Below are 22091 nucleotides of genomic sequence, written 5' to 3' on the forward strand. Positions count from 1 at the left end.
ACGGATCGCAGGACCGTGCCGAGGTGGTCGCTGCTGACAAGCGGCGGTCCCGCAGACGCGGGACTTACAGCAGTGGGTGATCGACAGTGGAGCACACAGCGTGGCCGGTAAGCAACAAACAGCAGGTGACGTTGTCCCGCTGACCGGCACGACGGTGGTGTGTCGGCGGATTGCCTTGCTGTCGACGGGCAACGGTCTCTCGGGGAGGCTCCGGGCGGCGGTTGAGTGGTGACCGGGTGACGGCCGCTTGGCGACGGTCACCGGACAGCTCGGTGACCTTTGTGCGGGGTGGCCGGGACAGTTGCTCGGGGACCGTCGCCGAGTGGGGCCGTGTCAGACGGATGGCCGCTGTGCCGCTCGCTGCGCGGCGGTCTCCGGACGGCAACTGCCGGGCGTCACCGGGAAGTGCCGCCGGTCGCCGGACGGGAATCGCCGGGCACCGCCGGGACCGCTGCTTGGCGACTGGCACCGAGCGGAAATCGCATCAGGCGGATGGCCGCTGCGACGCCCACTGAGCGGCGGTTGCCGGACGGCAATTGCCGGGCGTCACCGGAAGCCCCACCGGTCGCGGGGCGGGAATCGCCGAGAGCCGCCGGTGCCAGCCGCTCATCGCCGGGCTGCGATCGCGCGGAGCCGTCGGGCGGTGCTGCCGGTCGCTGGACGGCGATCACGGGATGCCATCGGAGAGGATCGCCGATAGCCGGGCGACGATCGCCGGGGAGCCGTCGGGGGAGTGGCACCGGTCGCGGGGCGGCAATCACCGGGGGCCGTCGAGCCGTCGGTGACAGCCGCCCGTTGCCGGACCGCACTCACCGGGAGCCGTCGAGCCACCGGCGACAGCCGCCCGTTGCCGGGCCGCGATCACCGGAAGCCACCGAGCCTTCGGCGACAGCCGCGCGCTGCCGGGTCGCACTCACCGGGGGTCGTCGAGCCTTCGGCGACAGCCGTCCACTGCCGGGCCGCACTCACCGGGGGCCGTCGAGCTGCCGGTGACAGCCGCCCGCTGCCAGGCCGCAATCCCCGGAAGCCACCGAGCCCTCTGCGAAAGCCGCCCGCTGCCGGGCCGCAACCACCGGGAGCCCACCGAGCCACCGCAGAAAGCCGCCCATCGCCGGTGCCGCACTCACCGAGCCACAGTCCGCCACACCGGTACGTTGACGACCGCCGCGGGCATCCCCGGAGCACCGCTGTCCCCGGGGACGATCGTGAACCGCCACTTGTCCACTCCGCCGCCCATGATTTCGGCATAGCGGCGGGCGCCGTCCGCGTTCGCGAAGCGGACCTGCTGACCACTGGCGAGGTGGGTGATCTTGACCGCCACACTGCCTCCTGGGGATCGATCGACGGACACGTTCTGCCTGGGTGCCGGCCCGCGGAGCTTCCCCCTCCGGGGCCGGCCCATCCAGTAGAACACGTGTTCGATTCCCGCGGCAATCCAGGTCCCCCTCCCGAGCGACCCACGCGCGGCTGACGCGGAAAGACCGCCAGCCCGGCAAGGAAAACCCGCGAGACATCGTCGGGTTGGCCGACCAGGCGAGCGGCGGCGAGTGAAGTTCCGGGCAGCGGCCGGAGCGAGTCGGAAGTGTCGTGAGCTCGCTTGCCCCAACGCGGGACTGTCGGACTGATCCGGGGCGCGGGCGACCCCAACGGAATCAGTCCGAACAGCGCCGAAACCGCCTATCCCACACCAGAAACGCGGGAAGACCGCATCATCGCCACCCGAGGCCACCGGTCCAGCCCCCGTGCGATCTCCGCCCGCCGGATCTCCCGCAGTGCCGGACCCTGCTCCTCGTCGGCCAGCACGCGGAATCCGAGCCGCTCGTAGTAGGGCGCGTTCCACGGCACCTCGGCGAACGTCGTCAGCGTCAGCCCGGACAGCCCGCGTTCCGCGGCCCACGCCCCGACCGTCTCGATCAGCGCCCGCCCCAAACCGCGGCGTACGTGGCTCGGCAGCAGCGAAACCTGTTCCACATGCCCGAAACCGTCGACCTCATCGGCGAGCACGTACGCCGCGATCGTCCCGCCGTCGTCCCAAACCCAGCAGCGGCCCGCGGACTGGAACACGGAGAGCTCGTCGACCGAAGGCGGAGCGTCATCGGCGATCTCGGCCATGCCGAGGGTCCGGAACGGTTCTCCGGCAGCACGTTCGAGGTCAGGCAGCGCAGGAAGATCGGCGGGGACAGCGAGACGGATCACTGGCCCGACTTTACGGCTACACGGAGTACTCGGAAATCGCTTTTGCGATCTGCCCGGCGTAGCCGCGCAACGCCATGATCGCTCGTTCGCGCTCCGCGTCGCCGATGCGGGTGGCCGGCCCGACGAAGGTCAGCACGCTCGGCCGGTGCCGGTCGACGTCGACGGGCACCGAGCAGCACCACACGCCGTCCTCGATCTCGCCCCAGCTCTGCACGTAGCGGTTGGCCAGCGCGTCCTTGAGGTCGTCGCGCACCTCGGCGCCGCGTTCCGCGGAGATCCGGGCGACCTGGCGTTCGCGTTCGCCGTCGGGAAGGAGGGCGAGCAGCATCTTCCCGGTCGCGCCGACGCCGAGCGGGGTCGAATGCCCCGGCTGAAATGTGAACCGCATCGGGCGGTCGCATTCCACCCGGTCGCTGCACACCGCGACGTCGCCGAAGTGCTGGAAAAGCAGCACAGTCTCGCCGAGTTCGCGCACCGCCTCCTCCATGAGCGGCCGCGCCACCCTGGCCAGGTCGTTCGCGAGCCGGGCAGCGCGCGCGAGCGGCATGACGCGGCTGGTGAGGTGGTACCGCCCGGACCGCGACTCCTCGAGCAGCTGCAGCTCTTTCAGCAACTGCACGTAGCGGTAGGTGGTGGCGACCGGGCTGCCGACCACCTCGGCGAGTTCCGCCACGCTGGCCTCCCAGCGCTGTTCGGTGAACGACAACAGCAACTGGAGCACTTTCCGGGAACTGTTGGCGCCGGCCGTGCGACGGAGTCCGGGTTCAGACATCCTGAAACCTCTCCGTAGGAGCACCGAATTCAGTCACGAACGCGTCGGTAAATTACCACAGGTCACGGTTTTTCTGACACAGCAAGAAACGGCGTGAGCAATCCGGGAACGGCGGCGTCGGCGAGCGCGAGCCCGGCGCCCTGCTCCACGTCGAGCACGCGGTAGTGCCCGCGACCGGCGGCGACCGGGGCGATGACGGTGACCAGCCCGGCCCGTCGCTGGAACAGCGACTGCTGCACGACGATCCCGGTGAGCCGGTCACGCCGGACCGCGACCGTAGCCCTGGCCAGCGACCCGGAACGGGTCACCAGATACCGGCCGGTGATCGCGTGGCCGAGCGAGCGGTACCGGTCGAAGCCGGCCAGCACCGCGAACGGCAGCAGCACAAGCGCGGCCTGCCACGGCCATTCCGGCAGGATATCGAGCCGGGCCAGCGCGAACAGCGCGGCCGAAAGCGCCAGCACAGCGAACACAGCGCGGGTGATGCGGCGGGTCAGTGCGCGTCGCGAATGCCGCACGAGGGGGACATTGGCGAAGTCCTCGCCGAGCACCTCGCTCGCGATCTCCCGGGCTTTCCCGGCAGGAGCCGGCGGCAGCAACAGGCCGCCGCCGCGGTCCGCGCCCTTGCCCTCGCGCAGTCCGGCCGCGACCGCGACGCACTTCGCGCCGCCGACCATCCGCAGCGGCAACGGTTCCTTGATCTCGACGCCGCGCAACCGGTCCTCCTCGATCGACACCGACCGCGTCGTGATCAGCCCGCGCCGGATGTGCAGCGTGCCGCCGGGTTCGCGGGTGAGCCGGAAGTTCCAGAACGACAACACGTATCCGCCGACCGACAGCACCGACACCAGCACGAGCAGCCCGGCCGCGGCCAGCACCACGGTGAGCCACACCGGTTGCTCGAGCGCGCGTGCGGTGAGGTCGCGGAGCGGCCCGAAACTCGTCGGATCGAAGTGCAGTTCGTGCGCGAAGTGATAGACCGTGCCGAGGATCGCGGCGACCACCGCGAGTCCGGACAACGTGAACGGTGCGTAGCGCACCCAGCGTTTGTCGACCTCGGCGACGAGCGACTCGGGCGGTTGCGCCGCTTCGGTTTCCGCCGGTTTCCGGTGCAGCAACAGGGTCCGCAGCCGCTGCGCTTCGGCGCGGGTGACCGCGTCGAGGACCAACTGGTCCTTGCCCGGACCTTTTCCGTGATCATGGCGTCCGGTACCGATTCGTACCGCAGACAGCGAGAAAAGCCGATGTTTCGGTTCCGAAAGCACGTCTACGGTACGGATTCGATCGAGCGGAATCGCGCGTTGCTTGCGCAGCAGCAATCCGGTGTGCCATTCGATCTGGGTCGCGGTGACGCGATAGCGCGAGGTGAGGCAGTGCGAAATGCCGACGCCGATCGTCACCGCGGTGGCGACGAGACCGATCCACTGCCAGTAGTTCCCGTGGCCGAGCACGAGCGCGCCGACGAGCACCGGCAGCGACTTCACCAGGTCGAGAACCGGGCGGATCAACAACATCCGGCGGTCGAGACGATGCCAGGGCGCGTCGCCGGCGCCTTCGGCCGAGATAGGCGCGGAGGGTGCGGTCGCGTTCACGTCGCGTCCCCGCGCACGGCCTGGGTGGTGCGGGTCAGCTCGTCGGCGAGCGCGACCGCGACGTCGCGGTCGAGTCCGGAGATGCGCAGCGGCCCGGCGGCGGACGCGGTCGTGACGGTGAGCCGGGCCAGCCCGAACAGCTGCTCCAGCGGGCCGCGTTCGACGTCGACCGTCTGGATCCGCGAGATCGGCGCGATCCGCCACTCCTGCTTCAGCCAGCCGGACTGGGTGTAGACGGCCTCGCCGGTGACTTCCCAGCGGTGCACGCGGTAGCGCCACTGCGGCATGACGAGCAGATGCAGCGGGGCCAGCACGCAGGAGAGCAGCAGCGTCACCGTGAGCCACGACGGCGGGTCGTCCGCGGTCGCGACCACCACCGCCTGCACCGCGAGCACGAGCAGCCAGCCCGCCCCCGCGGACGCCGCCCAGTGGCCGATCGCCCGGCGGCTCACCCGGTGTTCGGGCGGGCGCAGCCGCAGTTCAAGCGTGGTGGATTCCTCGATGTTCACGTGCTCAGAGTGCCTGAGCGCGGGGGTCGATGCCCACGACAAGTGTCACGATGCCCCGATCCGGGGTGGCTGGTGAGTGCGGGGCGTTACTATTTCCGCCGCGCGCGGGATGGATTCGCAGCCGGGCCGCGTTGTATCGCGTACGTCCGTGCAAGCGAGCAGCAGGAGGATCCGGTGGGACTCGATCCCGAGGAACTGTACGAGGTGGACTCGGACGTCCCCGACCTGGACGGAGCGGTGCTTCTGCACTTCTTCGAGGGCTTCATGGACGCGGGGTCGGCCGGGCAGCTGGTCACTGACCACCTTGCCGGCGAGGTGGAGAACCGGGTCATCGCGCGGTTCGACGTCGACCGGCTCATCGACTACCGGTCGCGCCGCCCGTCGATGATCTACGCGGTCGACCACTGGGAGGAATACGAGGCCCCCGAGCTGGTCGTGCGCCTGCTGCACGACGACGACGGCATCCCGTTCCTGCTGCTGTCCGGCCCTGAGCCGGACCGCGAATGGGAGCTGTTCGCGGCCGCCGTGCGGCAGCTGGTGGAGCGCTGGGGCGTGCGGCTCACCGTCGGGTACCACGGGATCCCGATGGGCGCCCCGCACACGCGCCCGCTCGGCGTCACCGCGCACGCGACCCGCGAACACCTGGTCGGCGAGCACCAGCCGCTGCCGAACCGCATGCAGGTCCCGGGCAGCGCCGCCGCGATGCTGGAGTACCGCTTCGGCGAATGGGGCCACGACGCGATGGGCTTCGCCGCGCACGTGCCGCACTACCTGGCGCAGTCGACCTACCCGGCCGCCGCGCTGACGATCCTCGACTCGATCGGCAAGGCCACCGGCCTGCGCCTGCCCGACGGCGAACTCCGCACCGCGGCCGAGGTGGCCAAGGCGGAAATCGACCGTCAGGTGGCCGAATCCGAGGAATCCGCCGACGTGGTGCGCGCGCTGGAACGTCAGTACGACACGTTCACCGAAGCGTCCGGGCACAGCCTGCTCGCCGAATCGCAGGAACACATGCCGACCGCGGACGAACTGGGCTCGCAGTTCGAACGATTCCTCGCCGAACAGGGCGGGGACGGCTCCGAACGCTGAGCCGCGAGGTAAGCAACGCCTGCGGACCGGACCGTCTGCCAAGCCCACCAGAGCCGGGCCGCCATGATCGCCACACCGGACATGGTGCGGCCCGCACGTTGCCGCGAGGCTGCGGGGGCGCGTGTGGCGGGTGACATCTGGTGAAGCTAGCCGGTGCGTTGGGCGGCCTGGCACCCGGACCGGCCCCTAACGCTGCCCGGCGCGCTTCCGCGACTGTGCGTGAGGGGGCCCCTCAGGGAATCTGATTCCGTCAGGGTTCCCCTCACGCACAGTCGCGTCGCGAGGAGGCGCACCGGCCAGCGGGTTCACCCAGCGTGCGCCGTATGAGCGTGGCTTGGGGCCGAGTCAGCCCGGCCAGCCAGCGAGATACCGCAACGCCTCGCTGGTCGGCCCGAACGCGTCCCCGAGCAGCGCGTGCAACTCGCGGTTGAACGACTCGATCACCGGCCGCAACCGGGCGATCGTCGCGTTCCCCTCCGCCGTCAGGTCCAGGACCAGCGCCCGGTGCTGTTCCGGATGCTGCTGCCGGACGATCAGCCCCGCGTCGACCAGCCGTCCGGTCATCGCGGTGATCGCCGATTCGCGCTGGCCCAGCTCAGTGGCCAATTCCCGCTGGGTGAGCCCGGGCTGGTCGTGCACCGCGAGCAGAGCGCCGAGCTGCGCGGTCGTCACGCCGCCCGCGGCGAGGCAGCGGCGGTCGCCCTCGACGCGCAGCCGGTGCGCCGCGCTCTGCAGCAGGAAGAAAAGACGTTCGTCGGCGGCCATGCGGGGATCTTGACAGTGTTCTCTCCGCGCCGCCATCCTCACTTCACTACTGAAGTACTTCACTACTGAAGTGAGGACTGAAAATGGACATAGACTTCGCGCGCGCCGGGCTGGCCGCGCAACCGTTCAGCGTTCTGCTCGGCGCGCGGATCGAGGAATTCGGCGACGGACGGGCGGTGCTGGAACTGGACGTCCGCGACGACCTGCGGCAGCAGAACGGCTATCTGCACGGCGGCGTCCTCGCCTACGCCGCCGACAACGCGCTCACCTTCGCCGCCGGAACCGTGCTCGGTCCGCAATTGCTGACGAGCGGCTTTTCCATCGACTACCTCGTGCCCGCGGACGGCGTGCTGCTGCGGGCGGAAGCGACGGTCGTCCAAGCAAGCCGTTCGCGGGCAACGTGCCGCTGTGATCTGTACACAGTGGACGGAGAAGGAAACGCGACGTTATGCGCGGCGGCACAAGGATCCGCGGTGGTCAGGCGGTCGGCGGCTTCCGGGTAGACCGGGCAGTTCGGACGGGTTTCCGGTTGTCCGCTATCGTCCCGGGATGAACCAGGAAAGCCAAGATCGGCTGACGACAAGGACTTTGGGCCCTGCGCTGCGCCGGAAGGCCGGCCTGGTGCTGCGCCGGGCCGCGGCCCGCCTGCACGATCCCCACGCCGAGCAGATCACCGAACTGCGCGCGGAATTGCGCGCGGAACTGGAACGGACGCGCGAGGACCTGCGGTCGGAGGTCGTTAGGCAGGGCGACCGCCTGCTGGACCGCGTGGTCGAGTTCGAGATCCGCAGCCGTCGCGACATCGTGTACGCCGGCGATCAGGACGCGGCGTTGGAGAGCAACGTCTTCGCGCGCGAAAGCCTGATCGGGGCACAGCATTTCGGCAGCCCTAAGGAAACACTGGAATATGCGCTTTCCCTCGCGCCCACCGGCGGGATGGCGCTGGAGTTCGGCGTCGCGTCCGGAAACACGTTGCGCACCATCGCCGCCGCGCGCGAGGCGACCGAGGTGTACGGCTTCGATTCGTTCGACGGCCTGCCCGAAGCGTGGCTCAACGGCATGCCCGCCGGCGCCTTCGCCCGCGACGATCTGCCCGACGTGCCGGGAGCCGAACTCGTCGTCGGACTGTTCTCCGACAGCCTGCCCGGATTCCTCGAGAAGCACTCCGGTCCGGTCGATTTCGTGCACGTCGACGGCGATCTCTACAGCTCGGCGAAGACGGTGCTGGACAACGTCGGCCCGCGGCTGCGCGTCGGCAGCATCGTGCACTTCGACGAGTTCTTCAACTTCCCCGGCTGGAAACGGCACGAGTACCGGGCGTGGACCGAGCACGTCGAGAAGACCGGCGTCGAGTTCTCTTACGAGGCCTACACGTACAACGACAACCAGGTCACCGTGCGGATCACCGGCGGGCCGGGGCTCATGGACTGAAGCAGCCGTGCTCGTTGACCGGTCCGATCGCGGGAAGGATCAGGCCGCACAGGTAACCGTCGATCCATCGGCCGTTGCCGGTGAGATTCGCGGCGAAGCGGACGAGCGGGGCCAGTTCGCGGATTCCGTCCGCGAGCGAGACGCGGTTTCGTTCGAGCAACGCGGTGAGCTGGTCGAGCTGGGCGAGCACCGGGCCCAGTTCGCGGTCGTTGTCGGCGACGAGTCCGGACACCTCGCTGCTCAACCGGCGGGCTCCGTCGAGCAGTGACTGAATAACCGATTCGCGTTTCTGTACCTCGTCCAGCAGCTGGTTGCCGTCGGTGAGAAGCCGGGTCAGCTGGGTGTCGCGGTCGGCGAGAGTGGCGGAAACCGTGCGTGCCTGAGCCAAAAGGTGAGCCAGTTTCGTATCGCGGGCGGAGAGGGAATCGGACAGCCGCGACAGTCCGGTCAGCGTGGCGCGGACGTCGGCCGGGGTGTGCGCGAACGTGTCGGAAATGGCGCGGAAGCTCTGTGAGAGCTGAGTGGTGTCGATGGCGTCGACGGTCGTGGCCAGCTGCCGGAACGCGGGCAGGACGTCATACGGAACCGTGGTCCGGTCGCGCGGAATCGGAGTGTCCGGATCCAGCGACCCGACGCCGACCGGATCGAGCGCGAGATACTTCTGCCCGAGCAACGTTTTGATCCGGATCGACGCGGATGTCCGGTCCCCGAGCCACGCCCCCGACACCCGGAACGACACCCGGACGGACGCGCCGTCGAGCGAAACCTCCGACACCCGGCCGACTTTCACCCCCGCGACCCGCACGTCGTTGCCGGTCTGGAGCCCCGCGGCCTCGCTGAACTCGGCGGCATACGCGGTGCCGTCGCCGATGATCGGCAGATTCGGCGCCTGGAGCGCGGCGAGGACGCCGAGGGCGAGCACAGTCAGCCCGACGAGAGCGGTGCGCACGGGGCGCCGGTCGGGATGCACAGCGTGGATAGTGGCTCGCCCGGCCGGGTGAGGCCACTCACGCCACCCGAATGGGCGCTTTCCTGTTGTGTCCACTTAGGACGCTTGGACTTCCCGCCCTGCGCACGGCCCGTTTCCGGCGGTCGCACCCGGCGGCTCCCGTCGTGTGCCATTCTGGCCTGACTGGCTGACGTGACCGGAGTCATCGGAACATCCGGTGCGGGTCGGCCGTTGAAGGGGTGTGCAGGGAGCGCGGAAAACCCGCGCCCACGCCGATCGGGGAGGAGCCACCATGCGAGACCTGACCACCGGATTGCACCCGGCGCCAGACCTCGTGGACGACACGGACGCGGCCCGGCAGGAGGAACGCCGCCGCAAGGCAGCGCTGGCCGTCGCGTCGCGGGCCAAGGACGCGCAGGAATGCGCCCTGCTGCTGGACATGCTGGGGCTGCACGCCCCCGGCGGCAGCCGCACCGAGGTCGCCTGAGGCGCTCCGGTTCCGCCGGGTTGTCCCGAGGTTCCGGGGGAAGACGCCGCTGCCGGTGCGGGCCGGTTGCGGGATGGTTTGATGCGCCAGCCTGGCCCTGGGGAGGGCCGGGCTGGCTGCGGCCGGGTTGTGACGGGCTGAACGGCTCGGCGTTCGATGCGGGGTTTTGACACTGGCGGGTGGGGTAACCCCGCCGGGAGTTCGGTCAGCGACGGGCTGACCGGGCGGTTGAGCGCGCCTGGCGACCTTGCGGGGCTGCAGCTTGGCTGAACGAACCTCGGTGCCCGGTGCCCGGTGCCCGGTGCCCGGTGCCCGGTGCCCGGTGGGGGTCGCGTCCTTGCCCGAGCAACTCAGTTCTCCGCGGGATCTGGCGGGGGTTGGATCGTGCCTGAGCAAACTCAGGCTTGGCACCGCAAACTTCTTCACGTTGCCAAGCCGCCAATTGCCCCGCCCTAGATTCCCCCGCTCCGCGTGCCGTCCGGCCGCCGTGTGCCGAGCTCCTTCCGCGCGCAAGCCTTCCCTCCCAACGCTTCATCGCTCGCCTGAGAGCAGCCCACCCCGATCCTGCGCCCCCGACTGCGCCAAACGGGTGAAATCGAGCCCGTAAATCAAACCCGAAAACCACGCCGCCCAAGGCAGCCAAGACGCGAACCGCCCGGAGGCCCGCTCCGCTTGCAGGCAACAAGCCCTTGCCATGAAAGCGTTTCGCAATCACCACCCCGCCCACGCACGGGTGTCCACTAAGGCCAGTCACCCAAAGAATGCGGATTCCGCAGCAACCCACCCCATCCGCACCGGCAACCCAACCCAAGCGGCAAGTCCGTTGCGGAAACCGGCCCACGCCCTGAACTCCCGCCAACCACCCGAAGCTGGCCGATTCCTGAGGCACAACAAGGATTCCCGGACTTGCGCGGTCGGGTACTGTCGATGCCCCTGGGTGATATTTTGCTCCGAACGGCTGAGTGTCGCCGACGTATCTGTCACCCTGGTGGAGCATCCTGTACCGGGAAGCGGCCTGGGTCGGGACCGGGCGCAGGGGAGGAAACGCTGTGCAGAACCTGTGGGAAGACGAATATCTCATTCGGCAGCAGCGAGCTCTGGCGGAAATGGCGCGCCTGGGGCGGCGGAAGCGCAGTTTTCAGCTGGCGGAACATCTGGCGGCGGAGGGTGGGGTGCACCGGTCGGACGTCCTGGCCGTGACGGCGCTTTTCCTTGCCTGCCAGGCGGTTCGGCGGGGTGACGCGGCGGCCGTGCAAAGGTTTTCGAGCGCGTTTCGCCGTTGTGAGCGAAGCAGCATGGATCTTGCTCGGCAGCTCATGCGTTTGGAAGCGGGCCGGGAACAGGGATGGCTTCCCCGGGTGCATTATGACGAGCTTTTTTCCTACGCTTGGCGAGAAAACCGGCCCGACATTCTGGTCAAAGCCTCGATGATTCAGCCGCGGGATGTTCCGGCGGCCGGATGGTGGGCTGAGATGGAGCGGAATCTCAGCCTGTTATCGGTCTGAACCGGCGCGTTCACGACCAGTCGATCCGGTCGAACAGGCCGCGCAATTTCGTGCCGCGGGTCGCGTTCGTGGCGCTGACCCACGCGATCCGGCCCAGCAGGTGCGCGCGGAAGTCCGGGTGCTCCGCGCGGTTCTGCGGCGCCGGGCCGGTGCGGGCGCAGTTGTGCAGCACGGCCCGCAGCTCGTCGTACTCGGCGCGGGCGACGGCCGGAGTGGCGTTCACCACCAATCCGGCGACGCGCTGCTGCCGGTAAGCCGGTTTCACTGACGTCTTGTCGTCGCGCAGGCGGAAGCCCTCGTCGGTCACGATCCGCCGGACGCCCGGCAGCAGCCGGTGCAGTGGCAGGCTCGCGTCGCCGGAGAAGGCCAGATCGTCGGCGTAGCGGGTGTAGTTCGCGCCCAGCACGGCGGCGAGGCCGGAAAGCCTGCGATCCAGGTGATGGGTGACCGCGTTGGCGACCGAGGGCGACGACGGCGCGCCTTGCGGGAGGTGCGTGCCGGCGAGATGGCCCAGCATGGCCGATCGGGCGGGCGCGGAGCGCAGGACGTCGACCGGCGTGCGCGTCGTAAGGATCCCGGCGATCGCGGCTGCGACGGCGGGCGGGTAACCGGCCAGGTCGAGCAGCGACCGCACCCGCGTCGCGGTCACGGTCGGGAAGAAGCCGGCCAGATCCAGCCGCACCACCATGTCCTGCCCGGCATGCGGACGGGCGCAGGTGTGGATCGAGCGGCCGCGGCGGAAACCGTGCGCGGCCTCGTGGACCGGCAGCGCGTCGAGGACGTGCCTGCGGACCCGGCGCTGCACCTCGGCCAGCCGGGGTTTCGGCTGCTCGATGAGCCGCGCGCCGCCGGTGGACGTGGGGATCCAGCGGTAGCGGTAATGCCGCAGCACCGGCCGGGACCGCCGGTGCCAGCCGCGTTCGTCGGCGAACCAGGACAGTTCGCCCGGCGTGAGGTCGAGGGCGGCGGCGCATTCGTCGAACGTGGTCCACCGGGCGACCGGCCATCGCCACACCGGCATCGGTTCGAGCAGCGACGCGGAGGCGACTCGTTCTCCGTTCATCCGCGCTGTCTCGCACGCGGAGCGTGCCGCCGCTGCGCGGGGCGCTGTGGGTACGTGTCGTGCTGCTCCCCGGGGTTGCCCCGGAGTGGGTGGTGCTCCACCGGCTCACCTCCGCGTCGCCGAACCCCACCCTAGCCAAGATCACCGACAAAACCGGCGCCCGGGGCGGAACCCCTGGTGACCGAACACACCCTTGACCTGAAGCCTTGTCTATAGCAACTTTTGCACTATGCAAGGTTTGTCGGATGACGTGGCCGATCTCGAGCGGCTGACTCGCGTGCTCGTGGCCGTGGCCTGGGACAGCGCGCACGCCGCCCCGCGCGGCGTGACCTTCCCGCAGGTGCGATTGCTGGTGGTGCTCGACAGCTTGGGACGCGTGCCGTGTTCCCGGCTCGCCGAGGCGATGGGCGTGAACGCGTCGTCGGTCACCCGGCTGGCCGACAAGCTCGAGGCGCACGGGTACGTCGTGCGCGGCGAGGACGAGCACCGTCGCACGGTGGTGACCATGGAGGTCACCGCTGCCGGGCGTGAGGTCGTCGCCGGAGTCGTCGGCCGACGCCAGCGCGCGCTGTCCGAACTGCTGACGGAAATCCCGGCCGCGCGGAACGAGGCGGTCTCGACTGCGGTCCGCGACCTGGTCCTGGCGGCGGAATCGGCACCGGGCGTGCCCACGGCGGGGCCGGGCCGGCTGTGAAGGTTCCAGCGCGGGCCGCGCACCTCGGCGACTTCGCAGTCAATCCTCGAATGCTGTTGATCACCGCGATCGCGCTGCCGGTGGGCGGCGCGGCGGCGGTGGCGGCGTTCGCCCTGCTCAAGCTCATCGGCTTGATCACCAACCTGGTCTTCTACCAACGCGTCGCCACGGATCTCGTCGCGCCGGGCGCGCAGCACCACCCGTGGTGGCTCGTGCTGCTCGCCCCGGTCGTCGGCGGGCTCGTGATCGGCCTGATGGCGCGCTACGGCTCGGAGAAGATCCGCGGGCACGGCATGCCGGAGGCGATCGAAGCGATCCTCACCGGAGGCAGCCGGGTGGCCCCGCGCGTCGCGGTGCTGAAACCGGTGTCGGCGGCGGTCAGCATCGGCACCGGTGGTCCGTTCGGGGCCGAGGGGCCGATCATCATGACCGGCGGCGCGGTCGGTTCGATCCTCGCGCAGCTGCTGAAGCTGTCCGCGGACGAACGCAAGACGCTGCTGGTCGCCGGTGCCGCGGGCGGGATGGCGGCGACGTTCAACGCGCCGCTCGCGTCCGTGCTGCTCGCCGTGGAGTTGCTGCTCTTCGAGTGGCGACCGCGCAGCCTGGTTCCGGTGGCTGCCGCGGTGTGCGTCGCGACGGTGTGCCGAGGGTTCCTGCTCGGCACCGGACCGGTCTTCGGGGTCCCGTTCACCGGGGCCAACCCCGGCCCGGCCGCCGACGGTCTCGCGCTCGTCCCCGGCCTGACCGGCGGGTTGCTGGCGATCGGCGCGACCGCGCTCGTCTACTTCGCCGAGGATCTTTTCGGGCGGCTGCCCGTGCACTGGATGTGGTGGCCCGCGATCGGCGGCCTGGTGATCGGCATCGGCGGCCTGATCGAACCGCACGCGCTCGGCGTCGGCTACGACGTGATCGACACGCTGCTCACCGGGCACGCGACCGCGTCGCTGATCGTCGGGATCCTGGTCGTGAAAACGCTGATCTGGGCGCTTTCGCTGGGATCAGGGACTTCCGGCGGCGTGCTGGCGCCGGTGTTCATGATCGGCGCCGCGCTGGGTGCCGCGGAAGGCGGCTTGCTGCCGCATGTCGCGCCCGGGTTCTGGGCGACCTGCGGGCTGGCCGCGGTGGTCGGCGGCGTGATGCGGTCGCCGTTCACCGGCATTGTGTTCACTTTGGAGCTGACTCACGCATGGAGCTATCTGCTGCCGCTCGTCGTCGCGTCGTTCTCGGCGTACGCGCTTTCGGTGTTGCTGCTCAAGCGTTCTGTGCTCACGGAGAAGATCGCGCGGCGTCGGCTGCACCTCACTCGCGAGTACACGACTGATCCACTTGAGACGTTCTTCGTGCATGAAGTGATGACGCACCAACCGGACGTGCAGATGTCGGCTGATGTCGTCGTGTTCGGGGACGACACTCTGCGCGACGTCGCGAACGAACTGGCGCTCGGGCACACGACGCAGGCGTTGGTGGTCGACCGGCACGATCCGTCGCGGGTGCTCGGCAAGGTGACGTTGGCGCAGCTGCTGCATGCCCGGCGACGGGACCTGCACGAGGAACATCACCGGGAACGGTTGCTGGGCCGGTCGGTCAGCGCTTGAGCCGCTGTTTGTCCACTTTGCCCACGGGGGTCAGCGGCAACTCGTCGCTGAACTCCACAGTGGACGGTACAAAGTGCTCGCCGCCGAGTTCGGCGCGGACCTGGTCGCGCAGTTCGTCAGCGGTGGTGTTTTCGGCGACCACCACGGCGTGCAGCAGGGTTCCGTCCGGTCCCGGCGCAGGGACGACTGCGGCGGCTTTCACCTTGGGGTGGCTGAGAAGTGCGTGCTCCACTGTGGTCGAGGAGACCTTCGTGCCGTGCTCGCCGGTGACGATGACGTCGTCGATCCGGTCCTCGAGGTAGAGGTAGCCGTCCTCGTCGAAGCGGCCGAGGTCGCCGGTGCGCAGCCAGCCGTCGCCGATCGGCGGCTGTCCGTGGTAGCCGTCCATCATGGACAGTCCGCGGACGAGCACTTCACCGTCCTCGATCCGGGCCTCCATCCCGGGCACGATGCGGCCGACAGAACCGAGGAGTTCCGGCCGGGCAAGGACTTCGTCCGCGGAGATGCTGGCGATCATCGGCGCTTCGGTGAGCCCGTAACCCTGTCCGACGACCGGGCCGAACACCTTGAGCGCCTCGGCCAACCGGCTCGGCGGCAGCGGTGCAGCACCGAGGGAAAGCTGCTGCACGCTGGATACGTCCGTAGTGGACAGCTGTGGATGGTCGAGCACGGCGGCGAGGCGGGGCGGGGTAAGGGAAAGCGTCGTGATGCGATGACGCTCCACATCGGAGAGAAGCTTCTCGGCGTTGAACTCCCGGTGCAGTACCACGGTGTTGCCGCAGCAGAGCGCACCCAGAACGGCCGCGTTGCCGGTCATGTGCGTGAGCGGCGCGGTGACGAGCGCGGTTTTGGAGCCGTCGGGTTGGAAGATGTGCGCCACGCCATCGTAGATGCCGCTGTGCCGGATCAGTTTCGGTGTGCCGGTGGTGCCGCCGCTGGGGAAAATCGCCGTGACGCTATTGGGTAAAGTGTCCGGAATAGACGGTTGTGCCGCGGCGAGTGTGTCGAGTTCGACATCGGTGAGCAAGGTCGCCCCGGTTGCCGCGAGCGCCGCCGCCCGCGCCGGACGGCTCGCGGACGCCGCGATCAGCACGACTTCCAGCCCGCGTAGCTGCGCGGCAAGCTGAGTGAGCACCACTTCCGGCCGATTGGCGGCGTCGATCGCCACCATGCCGCGTACCTCGGCAAGTCCGCTGTGCAGCCGCGACAGCAGGTCTGCCGCCGCCCGGTACGTCATGGTGGTGTCGTCGTGGTGGAACAGCACAGTGTCGCCGCCGTCACGAAGTGCGGAAAGGACGCGGGACAGGAAAAAGCTCACCCGGCACACCGTAGTCGCGTGTTGGCCGAGAACGGCGATCGCGGCTAGGTTCGTCGTCATGACCGCTCCGCCCGCGATCGACGCGGACCCGAGAAGCTGGCGTCGAGCCTTCGCTGATCTGCAGGCCGGGTTGCGTGCCCGGGAACTGTGGGCGTTGCTCGCGTGGCAGGACATCAAGCAGCGCTACCGGCGTTCGTCGCTTGGACCGTTGTGGATCACCGTCGGGATGGCGGTCACCGCGCTCGCGCTGGGGGTGGTGAACTCCGCGTTGTTCGGCACCTCCATCTCGACGCTGCTGCCGAGCATCACCACCGGGCTCATCCTGTGGAACTTCATGAACGGTTGCATCGTTGAAGGCTCGGAAACGTTCATCGCGAACGAAGGGATGATCAAGCAGCTGCCGGCTCCAGTGTCGGTGTACGCGCTGCGCACGGTGTGGCGGCAGGCGTTGTATCTGGCGCACAACCTCGTCGTGTACGTAATAGTGCTGGCGATCTTCTTCGGCAAGCTTTCGCACCCGTATCGTTTGGTGGACAAGGGATACGCGTTGCTCCACCCCGGACTCGGCTGGGGAATGCTGCTCGCCGTGCCCGCACTGGTCCTGGTCGTGCTGAACGGTGCGTGGGTGGTGCTGCTGTTCGGCGTGGTGTCGACGAGGTTCCGCGACATCCCGCCGGTGATCCAGAGCTTCATCACGATGCTCTTCTACGCGACGCCGATCATGTGGTCGATGGACCAGGTCCGGGCGATGAACCAGACCTCGCACGAGGGATTTGGGTCGCTCGCGGTGAATTTGCTGCAGCTTAATCCGGTTTATCACTTCGTCGAGATCGTGCGCGCGCCGCTGGTCGGGCAGCAGCAAAGCTGGACGCACTGGCTGGTCGCCGGTGTGGTGACCGTGGTCGGTTGGTCGCTGGCGATGCTGGTGCTGCGCAATTACCGGGCTCGGGTGGCTTACTGGGTTTGATTGTCCATTGAGGACTGTCGGTGTGGTTCGTTGCGAGGAACGGCCAGATGCCGGTACTGCTGGCGTCCGCGGGTGCGTGCAGCAGCGAGCGGTTGCACTGTCGCCGGGAGCCGGGAGCCGGGAGCCGGGAGCCGGGAGCCGGGAGCCGGGAGCCGGGAGCCGGGAGCCGGGAGCCGGGAGCCGGGAGCCGGGATGCCCAGCTCCGCTCGGTCCTTGCCCGGCGCGGGCATGCGGACAACCCACCGCACACCCAAGCCCGCCGACTGACGCGTTGCCCGAGCCCGCCTCCTATCGTATTGCCCGCCATCCTTCCGCCTCACCGCGAACTCGTTCGCCGCGCTAACCCCCATCGGCAGCTGAGCACGCCCGCCCGCCGGGGGTTAGCGTTGTCCTAGGGCTCGCGAACGGAGGTCGCATGAAGCGTCGGAAGGCATTGCTGGCTATGGCCGTGACGGTGCTCGCGATGAGCACGGTCGCCGCCACTCCCGCTGGACTTATGCCGCGGCAACTGGCCGGGCAGCGGGTGATCTACTCCTATCCTGGTCTGACGCCGCCAGCCTCGTTGCTGCAACGAATCCGCGCCGGCGAGGCAGCGGGCGTAATCTTCTTCGGCGAAAACATCTCAAGCTCCCAGCAGATTACCAACGTGGTACGACAATTCCGGGACGCGAACGCGCAAAGCCCGGTGCACCGTCCGTTGCTGCTGATGACCGACCAGGAAGGCGGCAAGGTCCGTCGGCTGCCCGGCGAACCCGTTCTGTCGGAGAAGCAGGTAGCCCAATCCGCGGATCCGTCTGCCGCAGCCAAAGCCGCGGGTACTGGTGCGGGCCAGAACCTCGCCGGGGTAGGTATGAACGTCAACCTCGCGCCGGTTCTGGATGTCTACCGCCAACCGGGGAATTTCATCGACAAATACGGCCGCTCTTACAGCCAAGACCCCCAGGTGGCCGGCGCACTGGGCCGGGATTTCGTCACGGCCCAGCAGTCAACGGGCGTCGCCGCGACAGCCAAGCACTTCCCCGGTCTGGGTGCAGTGCCCGCCGGAAGCAACACGGACGTCGGCCCGGTGACGCTGAACGTGCCCCTGTCCGAACTGCGTGCCAAGGACGAGGCTCCCTACCATCCAGTGGTCGACGCTGGCGTGAAGCTCGTGATGCTCTCGTGGGCTGTATACCCAGCCCTGGACGCCTCCCGCCCCGCCGGACTCTCGCCGACGGCCGTGCAGGAGCTCCGAACCAAGACAAACTTCGCCGGGGTGACCGTGACGGATGCCTTGGAAGCTGGCGCGCTGAAGTCCTATGGCGGACCGGGAAACCGCGCCGCGCTGGCCGCGAAGGCGGGGATGGACCTGATCCTGGCCTCGGCCCGAGACGTGAGCCAGGGGGATGATGCCGCTTCCGCGCTGGCTGCTGGGTTGTCAGACGGATCCCTGCCGAGCGCAGATTTCACTGCGGCGGTGGATCGGGTTTCGGCGCTTCGGGATGGGGTGAAGTGAGTCGTCCGCGGGTGGATGCCGCGGGGCGCGGTGAAGCCGTGTGCCAGATCTTCGGCACCACCCAGTAGCGGACCGACGCAGTCTGCACGACCGTGCCGAGGACGTAGAACCCGGGCGCGCCGTTGCTGAACACGCCCTCTGATCAGATTTTTGGGTGGAGGCCTCGGCGTCGCTGCGAGTTCAGGCGCTCAGCGTCACGAGTCGCGTGTTTCCGCCCCAGCCATTCCAGCCGACATCCTTGTTGTGTGGCGGGTGGCTCTCGATACCAAGATCCGCGAGAGTTGCTGCCCGACGAGGTTCTTCGCACCCGGAGCGTTGCCTCCTCACGGCCCGTCCGTGTGCGAAGCCCGCCGTTATGCGGCCGCTGTGAGCGGAAGCCTCGTTGTTATGCGGCGCTGTTAGCGTCGGTAACGCAGGACCCGTCCGGCACTCCGCGATTATCCAGCAAACAACCCCCCCGTTCCGGTGACACCCGGCGGTGTGGACATCGCGCTGTCCTCAGGCTGAACGGGCACCCTTGCGTGCGACCCACCCACGACGGGAGGACGAATGCAAGCTTGGTGGCTCCTGGTGGCCGTCGCCGCGGTGTTCGTGGTGCTGGCCGTAGTTTTCCTGCGCCGCGCCGCCCGGCGTCGCTCTGCCGTTCCGCCGCCGAATGCTCCGCGAACCTCCTCGCCTGACGACTCGACGCGACGCTGGGTCTCCCCGTCGGATGACGTACCCCGCCGCGCCCGCCACCGATTGGACGAGGCGCACCCCCTGGCGCGCTACCCAGTCGCCCGGCAACGCCCGATGCGGCATCCGCGACCGTCGCCCCAGCAGGAATCCGCCCGGGAACGGCGAGACTCGTAAAGCGCACGATCCGGGGCCAGCTTGACGATGCCGAAGAGTCGCCCTCCAGATACCTGTGCCGTCAGACCACTGCGAAAGTCTCGTCCTGTGTTCATCCTTGTGGGCGAACGCCGAGGCCCCGTTTTTGTCGGTGCCCGCTGAGATGCTTCCGGCATGGTTCCCGCGCTGCTTCTCATCGACGTCCAGAACAACATGCTGCTCCCTCCCACCCCCGTACCAGATGCCGACCGCGTCGCCGCCGCGATCACGCAGGTCCTGGAACGGGCGCGAGCCGCGAGCGCGCAGGTGGTGCACATCCGGAACAACGGCACCGGCGACGACCCCGACGTGCCCGGAACCTCCGGCTGGGAACTAGTGCACGAAGTCCGCCCCGGCGAGCACGTAGTCGACAAACAGACACCCGACTCCTTCGCTGACACCCAGTTGGGCTCCCTGCTGCCGGAGTCGACCCCGCTGGTCGTGGCCGGAATGCAGAGCGACTTCTGCGTCCGAGCGACCGCCTTGGCCGCCCTCGACCGAGGTCATGAAGTCACGCTGGTCCGAGACGCCCACGCCACGTACGACGACAAACTCTCCGCCGCCGAGGAGAGCGCCCGCGTGAACGAGGAACTGTCCACGGCAGGCGTGAAGCTGGTCGGAAGCGAGGAGGTGGTCTTTGCCTGACCCGAGTACCGTCGAGCCGACGGCGACTGTCACGTCGATCAGCCTCCGCGTGGGCGATCGATTTCATCGCTGAATCGCAGCGAAAACAGGTGTTGGACTGGGAGGTCTACGCAAGCCAATACTCAGCGCATGACGTCTGCGCCTGGCGATCCCGCCGAGAACTCCGGCCGAAACGACGACCGGCACCTCGACGGCGACGTGTCGGCGGACCGGTCCGCCGACACCGAAACCGGCCTAACCGGTGGGGGAGACGTGGACGCCCGCGGGATCGCACCGTGCGGCGCTGCCCTCGGCGCGAGAGACGAGCGTGGGAGCGCACCTGAGGACACCACCCTCGCGGCGGCGGGTGATTGCGTGGCGGCCAGCGTCAATGAGGCGACGCGTGACGTGTCGGCCGTCGGCCCGGTGGCGAGCCCCGAGTCCGCGGCGCAGGTCGAGTCGGCAGTCGGCGTCGGGCCGGTGGCGAGCCCTGAGCCCGCGGCGCACGTCGAGTCGGTGGCTGGCACCGGGCTTGCGTACCAGATCGGGTCGGTGGCTGGAGCTGGGTTTGTGGCCGAGATCGAATCGGCGGCTGGCCCCGAATCTGCGGCCGGTGCCGAATCGGTACCTAGCGGCGGGCTTGCGGCCGACGTCGGATTGGTGGCTAGTGCCGAGCCTGCGTCCGACGGCGACTCGGTGGCCAACGTCGACCCGTCGGCTTGCGGCGAGCCGGTGGCGAGCGACCGCCGGGTGCCCAGCGCCAATCCGATGGTCGGCGTCGACTCGGTGGCTGGTGCAGGGTCTGCGACTGACGTCGGCTCGGCGGCCAGCATCAACCTGGCAGCCGAGGTCGAGCAGGTCGACGGAGCTACTCGGGATGTTGTCCGGTTGCTGCGGCGGTTCGGCGGGAGGGCGTTCGCGTTGGCGTTCGTTGCCGGGATTACTGGGTTGACGACCGTTGCGTTGGTGTTGGGATTGGTGGGGTTCGCGTTGGTGCTCGCGCCGGTGCGCGGGGTCAGGCGAGGAGGTGGGCCAGCAGCGCCCGTGCCGCCGGGTTGGTGAGGTTTGCCGAGCGGCCGGTCAGGTAGATCGTGCGGGACAGCGTTGGCTGGGTGAGGTGGGCGAACGGCAATCCCGACCGGGCGGCGACCTGCTCCGGGACCACGGTGACGCCTAGGCCTGCCGCGACCAGGTCGATCAGCAGGGAGACGTTTGTCGCCTCGCAGACCTGATCGCGGTGGACGCCGGCCTCGGTGAAGGCTCGGTCGACCAGGGCTTGCAGGCCGCTGCCGGTGAAATCTACGAAAGGTTCGCCGTCCAGTTCCGCGAGCCGGACTCGGCGCCGCGGCGACAGGCGGTGTCCGGGGTGGGTGAGCAGGACCACGTTCTGCTGCCAGCTGGCGAATTCGGCCAGCTCCTCCGGCAGCGGACCGCCCACATAGGACAGATCTAGTTCGCCGTCGGACACCGCTGCGGTCAGCCCAGGGATAGTGCCTTCCCGGACGCGCAGCCGGATTCCCGGGTAGCGGGCGCGGAATTCGCCCAGCTTCGCGGGCAGATCGATGACGGTCAGGGTCTGGATGGTCCCGATCGACACCCGGCCGCGCGCGAGGCCGGTCACGGCGGCTACCTCGCCTCGGGCGGAGTCGACGTCCGCGGCGATTTGGCGCGCCAGCGGCAGCAGGGCCTCGCCCGCGGGGGTGAGGGTGACCCGGCGCGTGGTGCGGTCGAATAGTTCCGCGCCAAGGTCGGCTTCCAGCTTCCGGATGGACGCGCTGAGAGCGGACTGCACGACGTGCACGTCCTGGGCGGCGCGGGTGAAGTTGCCGTGCCGGACTACCGCCAGGAAGTGTTCGACCTGCCTCAGTTCCACCGGCTTCGCCTCCGTCTCGCCACCCCGGGGGTGGTCCGGTGAACGTACCGCGCGGGCCGGTCGGTGACGGCCGGTTGAGGCAGATGCGGGGATCACGGCAGCGGAGTTCGATGGTGGGCAGGGGTGGGTGCGAAGGGCTCGGCTGGAGGACTGGAGGAACTGGTGCGAGGCGGAGGAAGGCAGGAGGCGTTGCGGGAGGCGGATGAGTGGCGTGAGGCGGAGGAGCAGCGGGAGAAGGTGATGCGAGGCGGTGGGACGAGGTGGCGTGAGGCGGAGGGGCTGCGGGAGGAGGCGGGT

Annotated in this window: 21 protein-coding genes; 11 read left to right on the plus strand and 10 right to left on the minus strand. The window is 69.1% G+C overall.

From position 1 onward, the window contains the following. Positions 1 to 1123: 1123 nt before the first annotated feature. The 5 genes from WA670_RS09345 to WA670_RS09365 form a co-directional block, all read right to left on the minus strand. Complete coding sequence (locus WA670_RS09345) at positions 1124 to 1321, minus strand: hypothetical protein (protein ID WP_037715481.1); 198 nt, start codon at positions 1319 to 1321, stop codon at positions 1124 to 1126. Between the two features lie 356 nt (positions 1322 to 1677). Next, on the minus strand, positions 1678 to 2196 hold the full coding sequence (locus WA670_RS09350) for a GNAT family N-acetyltransferase (RefSeq protein ID WP_336157518.1): 519 nt from the start codon (positions 2194 to 2196) through the stop codon (positions 1678 to 1680). Positions 2197 to 2212: 16 nt separating this feature from the next. Then, complete coding sequence (locus WA670_RS09355; RefSeq protein ID WP_051729280.1) at positions 2213 to 2968, minus strand: IclR family transcriptional regulator; 756 nt, start codon at positions 2966 to 2968, stop codon at positions 2213 to 2215. Positions 2969 to 3030: 62 nt separating this feature from the next. Next, the gene (locus WA670_RS09360; RefSeq protein ID WP_336157682.1) at positions 3031 to 4482 is read right to left on the minus strand and encodes a PH domain-containing protein; all 1452 of its coding nucleotides are present in this window, start codon (positions 4480 to 4482) and stop codon (positions 3031 to 3033) included. A 74-nt stretch (positions 4483 to 4556) separates the two neighbouring features. Further along, a complete protein-coding gene (locus WA670_RS09365) occupies positions 4557 to 5069 on the minus strand; it encodes a PH domain-containing protein (protein WP_238604391.1) in 513 nt (170 codons plus the stop codon). A gap of 174 nt (positions 5070 to 5243) precedes the next feature. Between WA670_RS09365 and WA670_RS09370 the strand changes: the two genes are divergently transcribed. Further along, positions 5244 to 6158 carry a proteasome assembly chaperone family protein gene (locus tag WA670_RS09370; protein WP_134728155.1) on the plus strand — a complete coding sequence of 305 codons (915 nt, stop codon included), beginning with the start codon at positions 5244 to 5246 and terminating at the stop codon, positions 6156 to 6158. 345 nt (positions 6159 to 6503) lie between these two features. Here WA670_RS09370 and WA670_RS09375 read toward each other — a convergent pair whose 3' ends face one another. Further along, complete coding sequence (locus tag WA670_RS09375; protein ID WP_037817063.1) at positions 6504 to 6923, minus strand: MarR family winged helix-turn-helix transcriptional regulator; 420 nt, start codon at positions 6921 to 6923, stop codon at positions 6504 to 6506. Between the two features lie 83 nt (positions 6924 to 7006). Between WA670_RS09375 and WA670_RS09380 the strand changes: the two genes are divergently transcribed. After that, complete coding sequence (locus WA670_RS09380) at positions 7007 to 7426, plus strand: PaaI family thioesterase (RefSeq protein WP_134669808.1); 420 nt, start codon at positions 7007 to 7009, stop codon at positions 7424 to 7426. 46 nt (positions 7427 to 7472) lie between these two features. Continuing rightward, positions 7473 to 8354 (plus strand): class I SAM-dependent methyltransferase, encoded by an 882-nt coding sequence (locus WA670_RS09385; RefSeq protein ID WP_240691242.1) that lies wholly within the window; start codon positions 7473 to 7475, stop codon positions 8352 to 8354. Here WA670_RS09385 and WA670_RS09390 read toward each other — a convergent pair. After that, positions 8344 to 9324 carry an MCE family protein gene (locus WA670_RS09390; protein ID WP_336157519.1) on the minus strand — a complete coding sequence of 327 codons (981 nt, stop codon included), beginning with the start codon at positions 9322 to 9324 and terminating at the stop codon, positions 8344 to 8346. The two genes, WA670_RS09385 and WA670_RS09390, sit on opposite strands and share 11 nt — an antisense overlap. A gap of 271 nt (positions 9325 to 9595) precedes the next feature. Between WA670_RS09390 and WA670_RS09395 the strand changes: the two genes are divergently transcribed. After that, complete coding sequence (locus WA670_RS09395; RefSeq protein ID WP_037715467.1) at positions 9596 to 9790, plus strand: hypothetical protein; 195 nt, start codon at positions 9596 to 9598, stop codon at positions 9788 to 9790. 1049 nt (positions 9791 to 10839) lie between these two features. Further along, positions 10840 to 11295 carry a hypothetical protein gene (locus WA670_RS09400; RefSeq protein WP_336157520.1) on the plus strand — a complete coding sequence of 152 codons (456 nt, stop codon included), beginning with the start codon at positions 10840 to 10842 and terminating at the stop codon, positions 11293 to 11295. 10 nt (positions 11296 to 11305) lie between these two features. Here the strand turns inward: WA670_RS09400 and WA670_RS09405 are convergent, their stop codons facing one another. Then, on the minus strand, positions 11306 to 12358 hold the full coding sequence (locus tag WA670_RS09405) for a reverse transcriptase family protein (RefSeq protein WP_336157521.1): 1053 nt from the start codon (positions 12356 to 12358) through the stop codon (positions 11306 to 11308). 250 nt (positions 12359 to 12608) lie between these two features. On the opposite strand from WA670_RS09405, the gene WA670_RS09410 reads away from it, so the two are divergent. Beyond that, positions 12609 to 13052, plus strand: coding sequence for a MarR family winged helix-turn-helix transcriptional regulator (locus WA670_RS09410; protein ID WP_235146747.1), 444 nt, complete (start codon positions 12609 to 12611; stop codon positions 13050 to 13052). A 50-nt stretch (positions 13053 to 13102) separates the two neighbouring features. Then, the gene (locus tag WA670_RS09415; protein ID WP_134669820.1) at positions 13103 to 14647 is read left to right on the plus strand and encodes a chloride channel protein; all 1545 of its coding nucleotides are present in this window, start codon (positions 13103 to 13105) and stop codon (positions 14645 to 14647) included. On the opposite strand, the gene WA670_RS09420 is transcribed toward WA670_RS09415, so the two are convergent. Then, positions 14637 to 15965: a class I adenylate-forming enzyme family protein gene (locus tag WA670_RS09420; protein ID WP_336157683.1), complete on the minus strand. Its 1329-nt coding sequence runs from the start codon at positions 15963 to 15965 to the stop codon at positions 14637 to 14639. The two genes, WA670_RS09415 and WA670_RS09420, sit on opposite strands and share 11 nt — an antisense overlap. A gap of 58 nt (positions 15966 to 16023) precedes the next feature. On the opposite strand from WA670_RS09420, the gene wzm reads away from it, so the two are divergent. The 4 genes from wzm to WA670_RS09440 all read left to right on the plus strand — a co-directional run bounded on the left by wzm (position 16024) and on the right by WA670_RS09440 (position 20983). After that, on the plus strand, positions 16024 to 16932 hold the full coding sequence (wzm, locus tag WA670_RS09425) for a galactan export ABC transporter permease subunit Wzm/RfbD (protein ID WP_336157522.1): 909 nt from the start codon (positions 16024 to 16026) through the stop codon (positions 16930 to 16932). A 415-nt stretch (positions 16933 to 17347) separates the two neighbouring features. Continuing rightward, complete coding sequence (locus tag WA670_RS09430; protein WP_037817047.1) at positions 17348 to 18427, plus strand: glycoside hydrolase family 3 N-terminal domain-containing protein; 1080 nt, start codon at positions 17348 to 17350, stop codon at positions 18425 to 18427. Positions 18428 to 19432: 1005 nt separating this feature from the next. Next, positions 19433 to 19942, plus strand: coding sequence for an isochorismatase family protein (locus WA670_RS09435; protein WP_037817045.1), 510 nt, complete (start codon positions 19433 to 19435; stop codon positions 19940 to 19942). A 129-nt stretch (positions 19943 to 20071) separates the two neighbouring features. Further along, positions 20072 to 20983 (plus strand): hypothetical protein, encoded by a 912-nt coding sequence (locus tag WA670_RS09440; RefSeq protein WP_037817044.1) that lies wholly within the window; start codon positions 20072 to 20074, stop codon positions 20981 to 20983. Here WA670_RS09440 and WA670_RS09445 read toward each other — a convergent pair. Then, the gene (locus tag WA670_RS09445; protein WP_336157523.1) at positions 20937 to 21794 is read right to left on the minus strand and encodes a LysR family transcriptional regulator; all 858 of its coding nucleotides are present in this window, start codon (positions 21792 to 21794) and stop codon (positions 20937 to 20939) included. The two genes, WA670_RS09440 and WA670_RS09445, sit on opposite strands and share 47 nt — an antisense overlap. Positions 21795 to 22091 lie beyond the last annotated feature (297 nt).

This window comes from Amycolatopsis sp. VC5-11, from assembly GCF_037034185.1.
In the GTDB taxonomy this organism is placed as follows: domain Bacteria; phylum Actinomycetota; class Actinomycetes; order Mycobacteriales; family Pseudonocardiaceae; genus Amycolatopsis; species Amycolatopsis nivea.

What these genes read in the sequence shown, in the direction of transcription:
- WA670_RS09355 (WP_051729280.1), bottom strand. Translation starts at nt 2,968, where the DNA reads ATGTCTGAACCCGGACTCCGTCGCACGGCCGGCGCCAACAGTTCCCGG.
- WA670_RS09360 (WP_336157682.1), bottom strand. Translation starts at nt 4,482, where the DNA reads ATGTTGTTGATCCGCCCGGTTCTCGACCTGGTGAAGTCGCTGCCGGTG.
- WA670_RS09375 (WP_037817063.1), bottom strand. Translation starts at nt 6,923, where the DNA reads ATGGCCGCCGACGAACGTCTTTTCTTCCTGCTGCAGAGCGCGGCGCAC.
- WA670_RS09380 (WP_134669808.1), top strand. Translation starts at nt 7,007, where the DNA reads ATGGACATAGACTTCGCGCGCGCCGGGCTGGCCGCGCAACCGTTCAGC.
- WA670_RS09385 (WP_240691242.1), top strand. Translation starts at nt 7,473, where the DNA reads ATGAACCAGGAAAGCCAAGATCGGCTGACGACAAGGACTTTGGGCCCT.
- WA670_RS09395 (WP_037715467.1), top strand. Translation starts at nt 9,596, where the DNA reads ATGCGAGACCTGACCACCGGATTGCACCCGGCGCCAGACCTCGTGGAC.
- WA670_RS09405 (WP_336157521.1), bottom strand. Translation starts at nt 12,358, where the DNA reads ATGAACGGAGAACGAGTCGCCTCCGCGTCGCTGCTCGAACCGATGCCG.
- WA670_RS09415 (WP_134669820.1), top strand. Translation starts at nt 13,103, where the DNA reads ATGCTGTTGATCACCGCGATCGCGCTGCCGGTGGGCGGCGCGGCGGCG.
- wzm (WP_336157522.1), top strand. Translation starts at nt 16,024, where the DNA reads ATGACCGCTCCGCCCGCGATCGACGCGGACCCGAGAAGCTGGCGTCGA.
- WA670_RS09430 (WP_037817047.1), top strand. Translation starts at nt 17,348, where the DNA reads ATGAAGCGTCGGAAGGCATTGCTGGCTATGGCCGTGACGGTGCTCGCG.
- WA670_RS09435 (WP_037817045.1), top strand. Translation starts at nt 19,433, where the DNA reads ATGGTTCCCGCGCTGCTTCTCATCGACGTCCAGAACAACATGCTGCTC.
- WA670_RS09440 (WP_037817044.1), top strand. Translation starts at nt 20,072, where the DNA reads ATGACGTCTGCGCCTGGCGATCCCGCCGAGAACTCCGGCCGAAACGAC.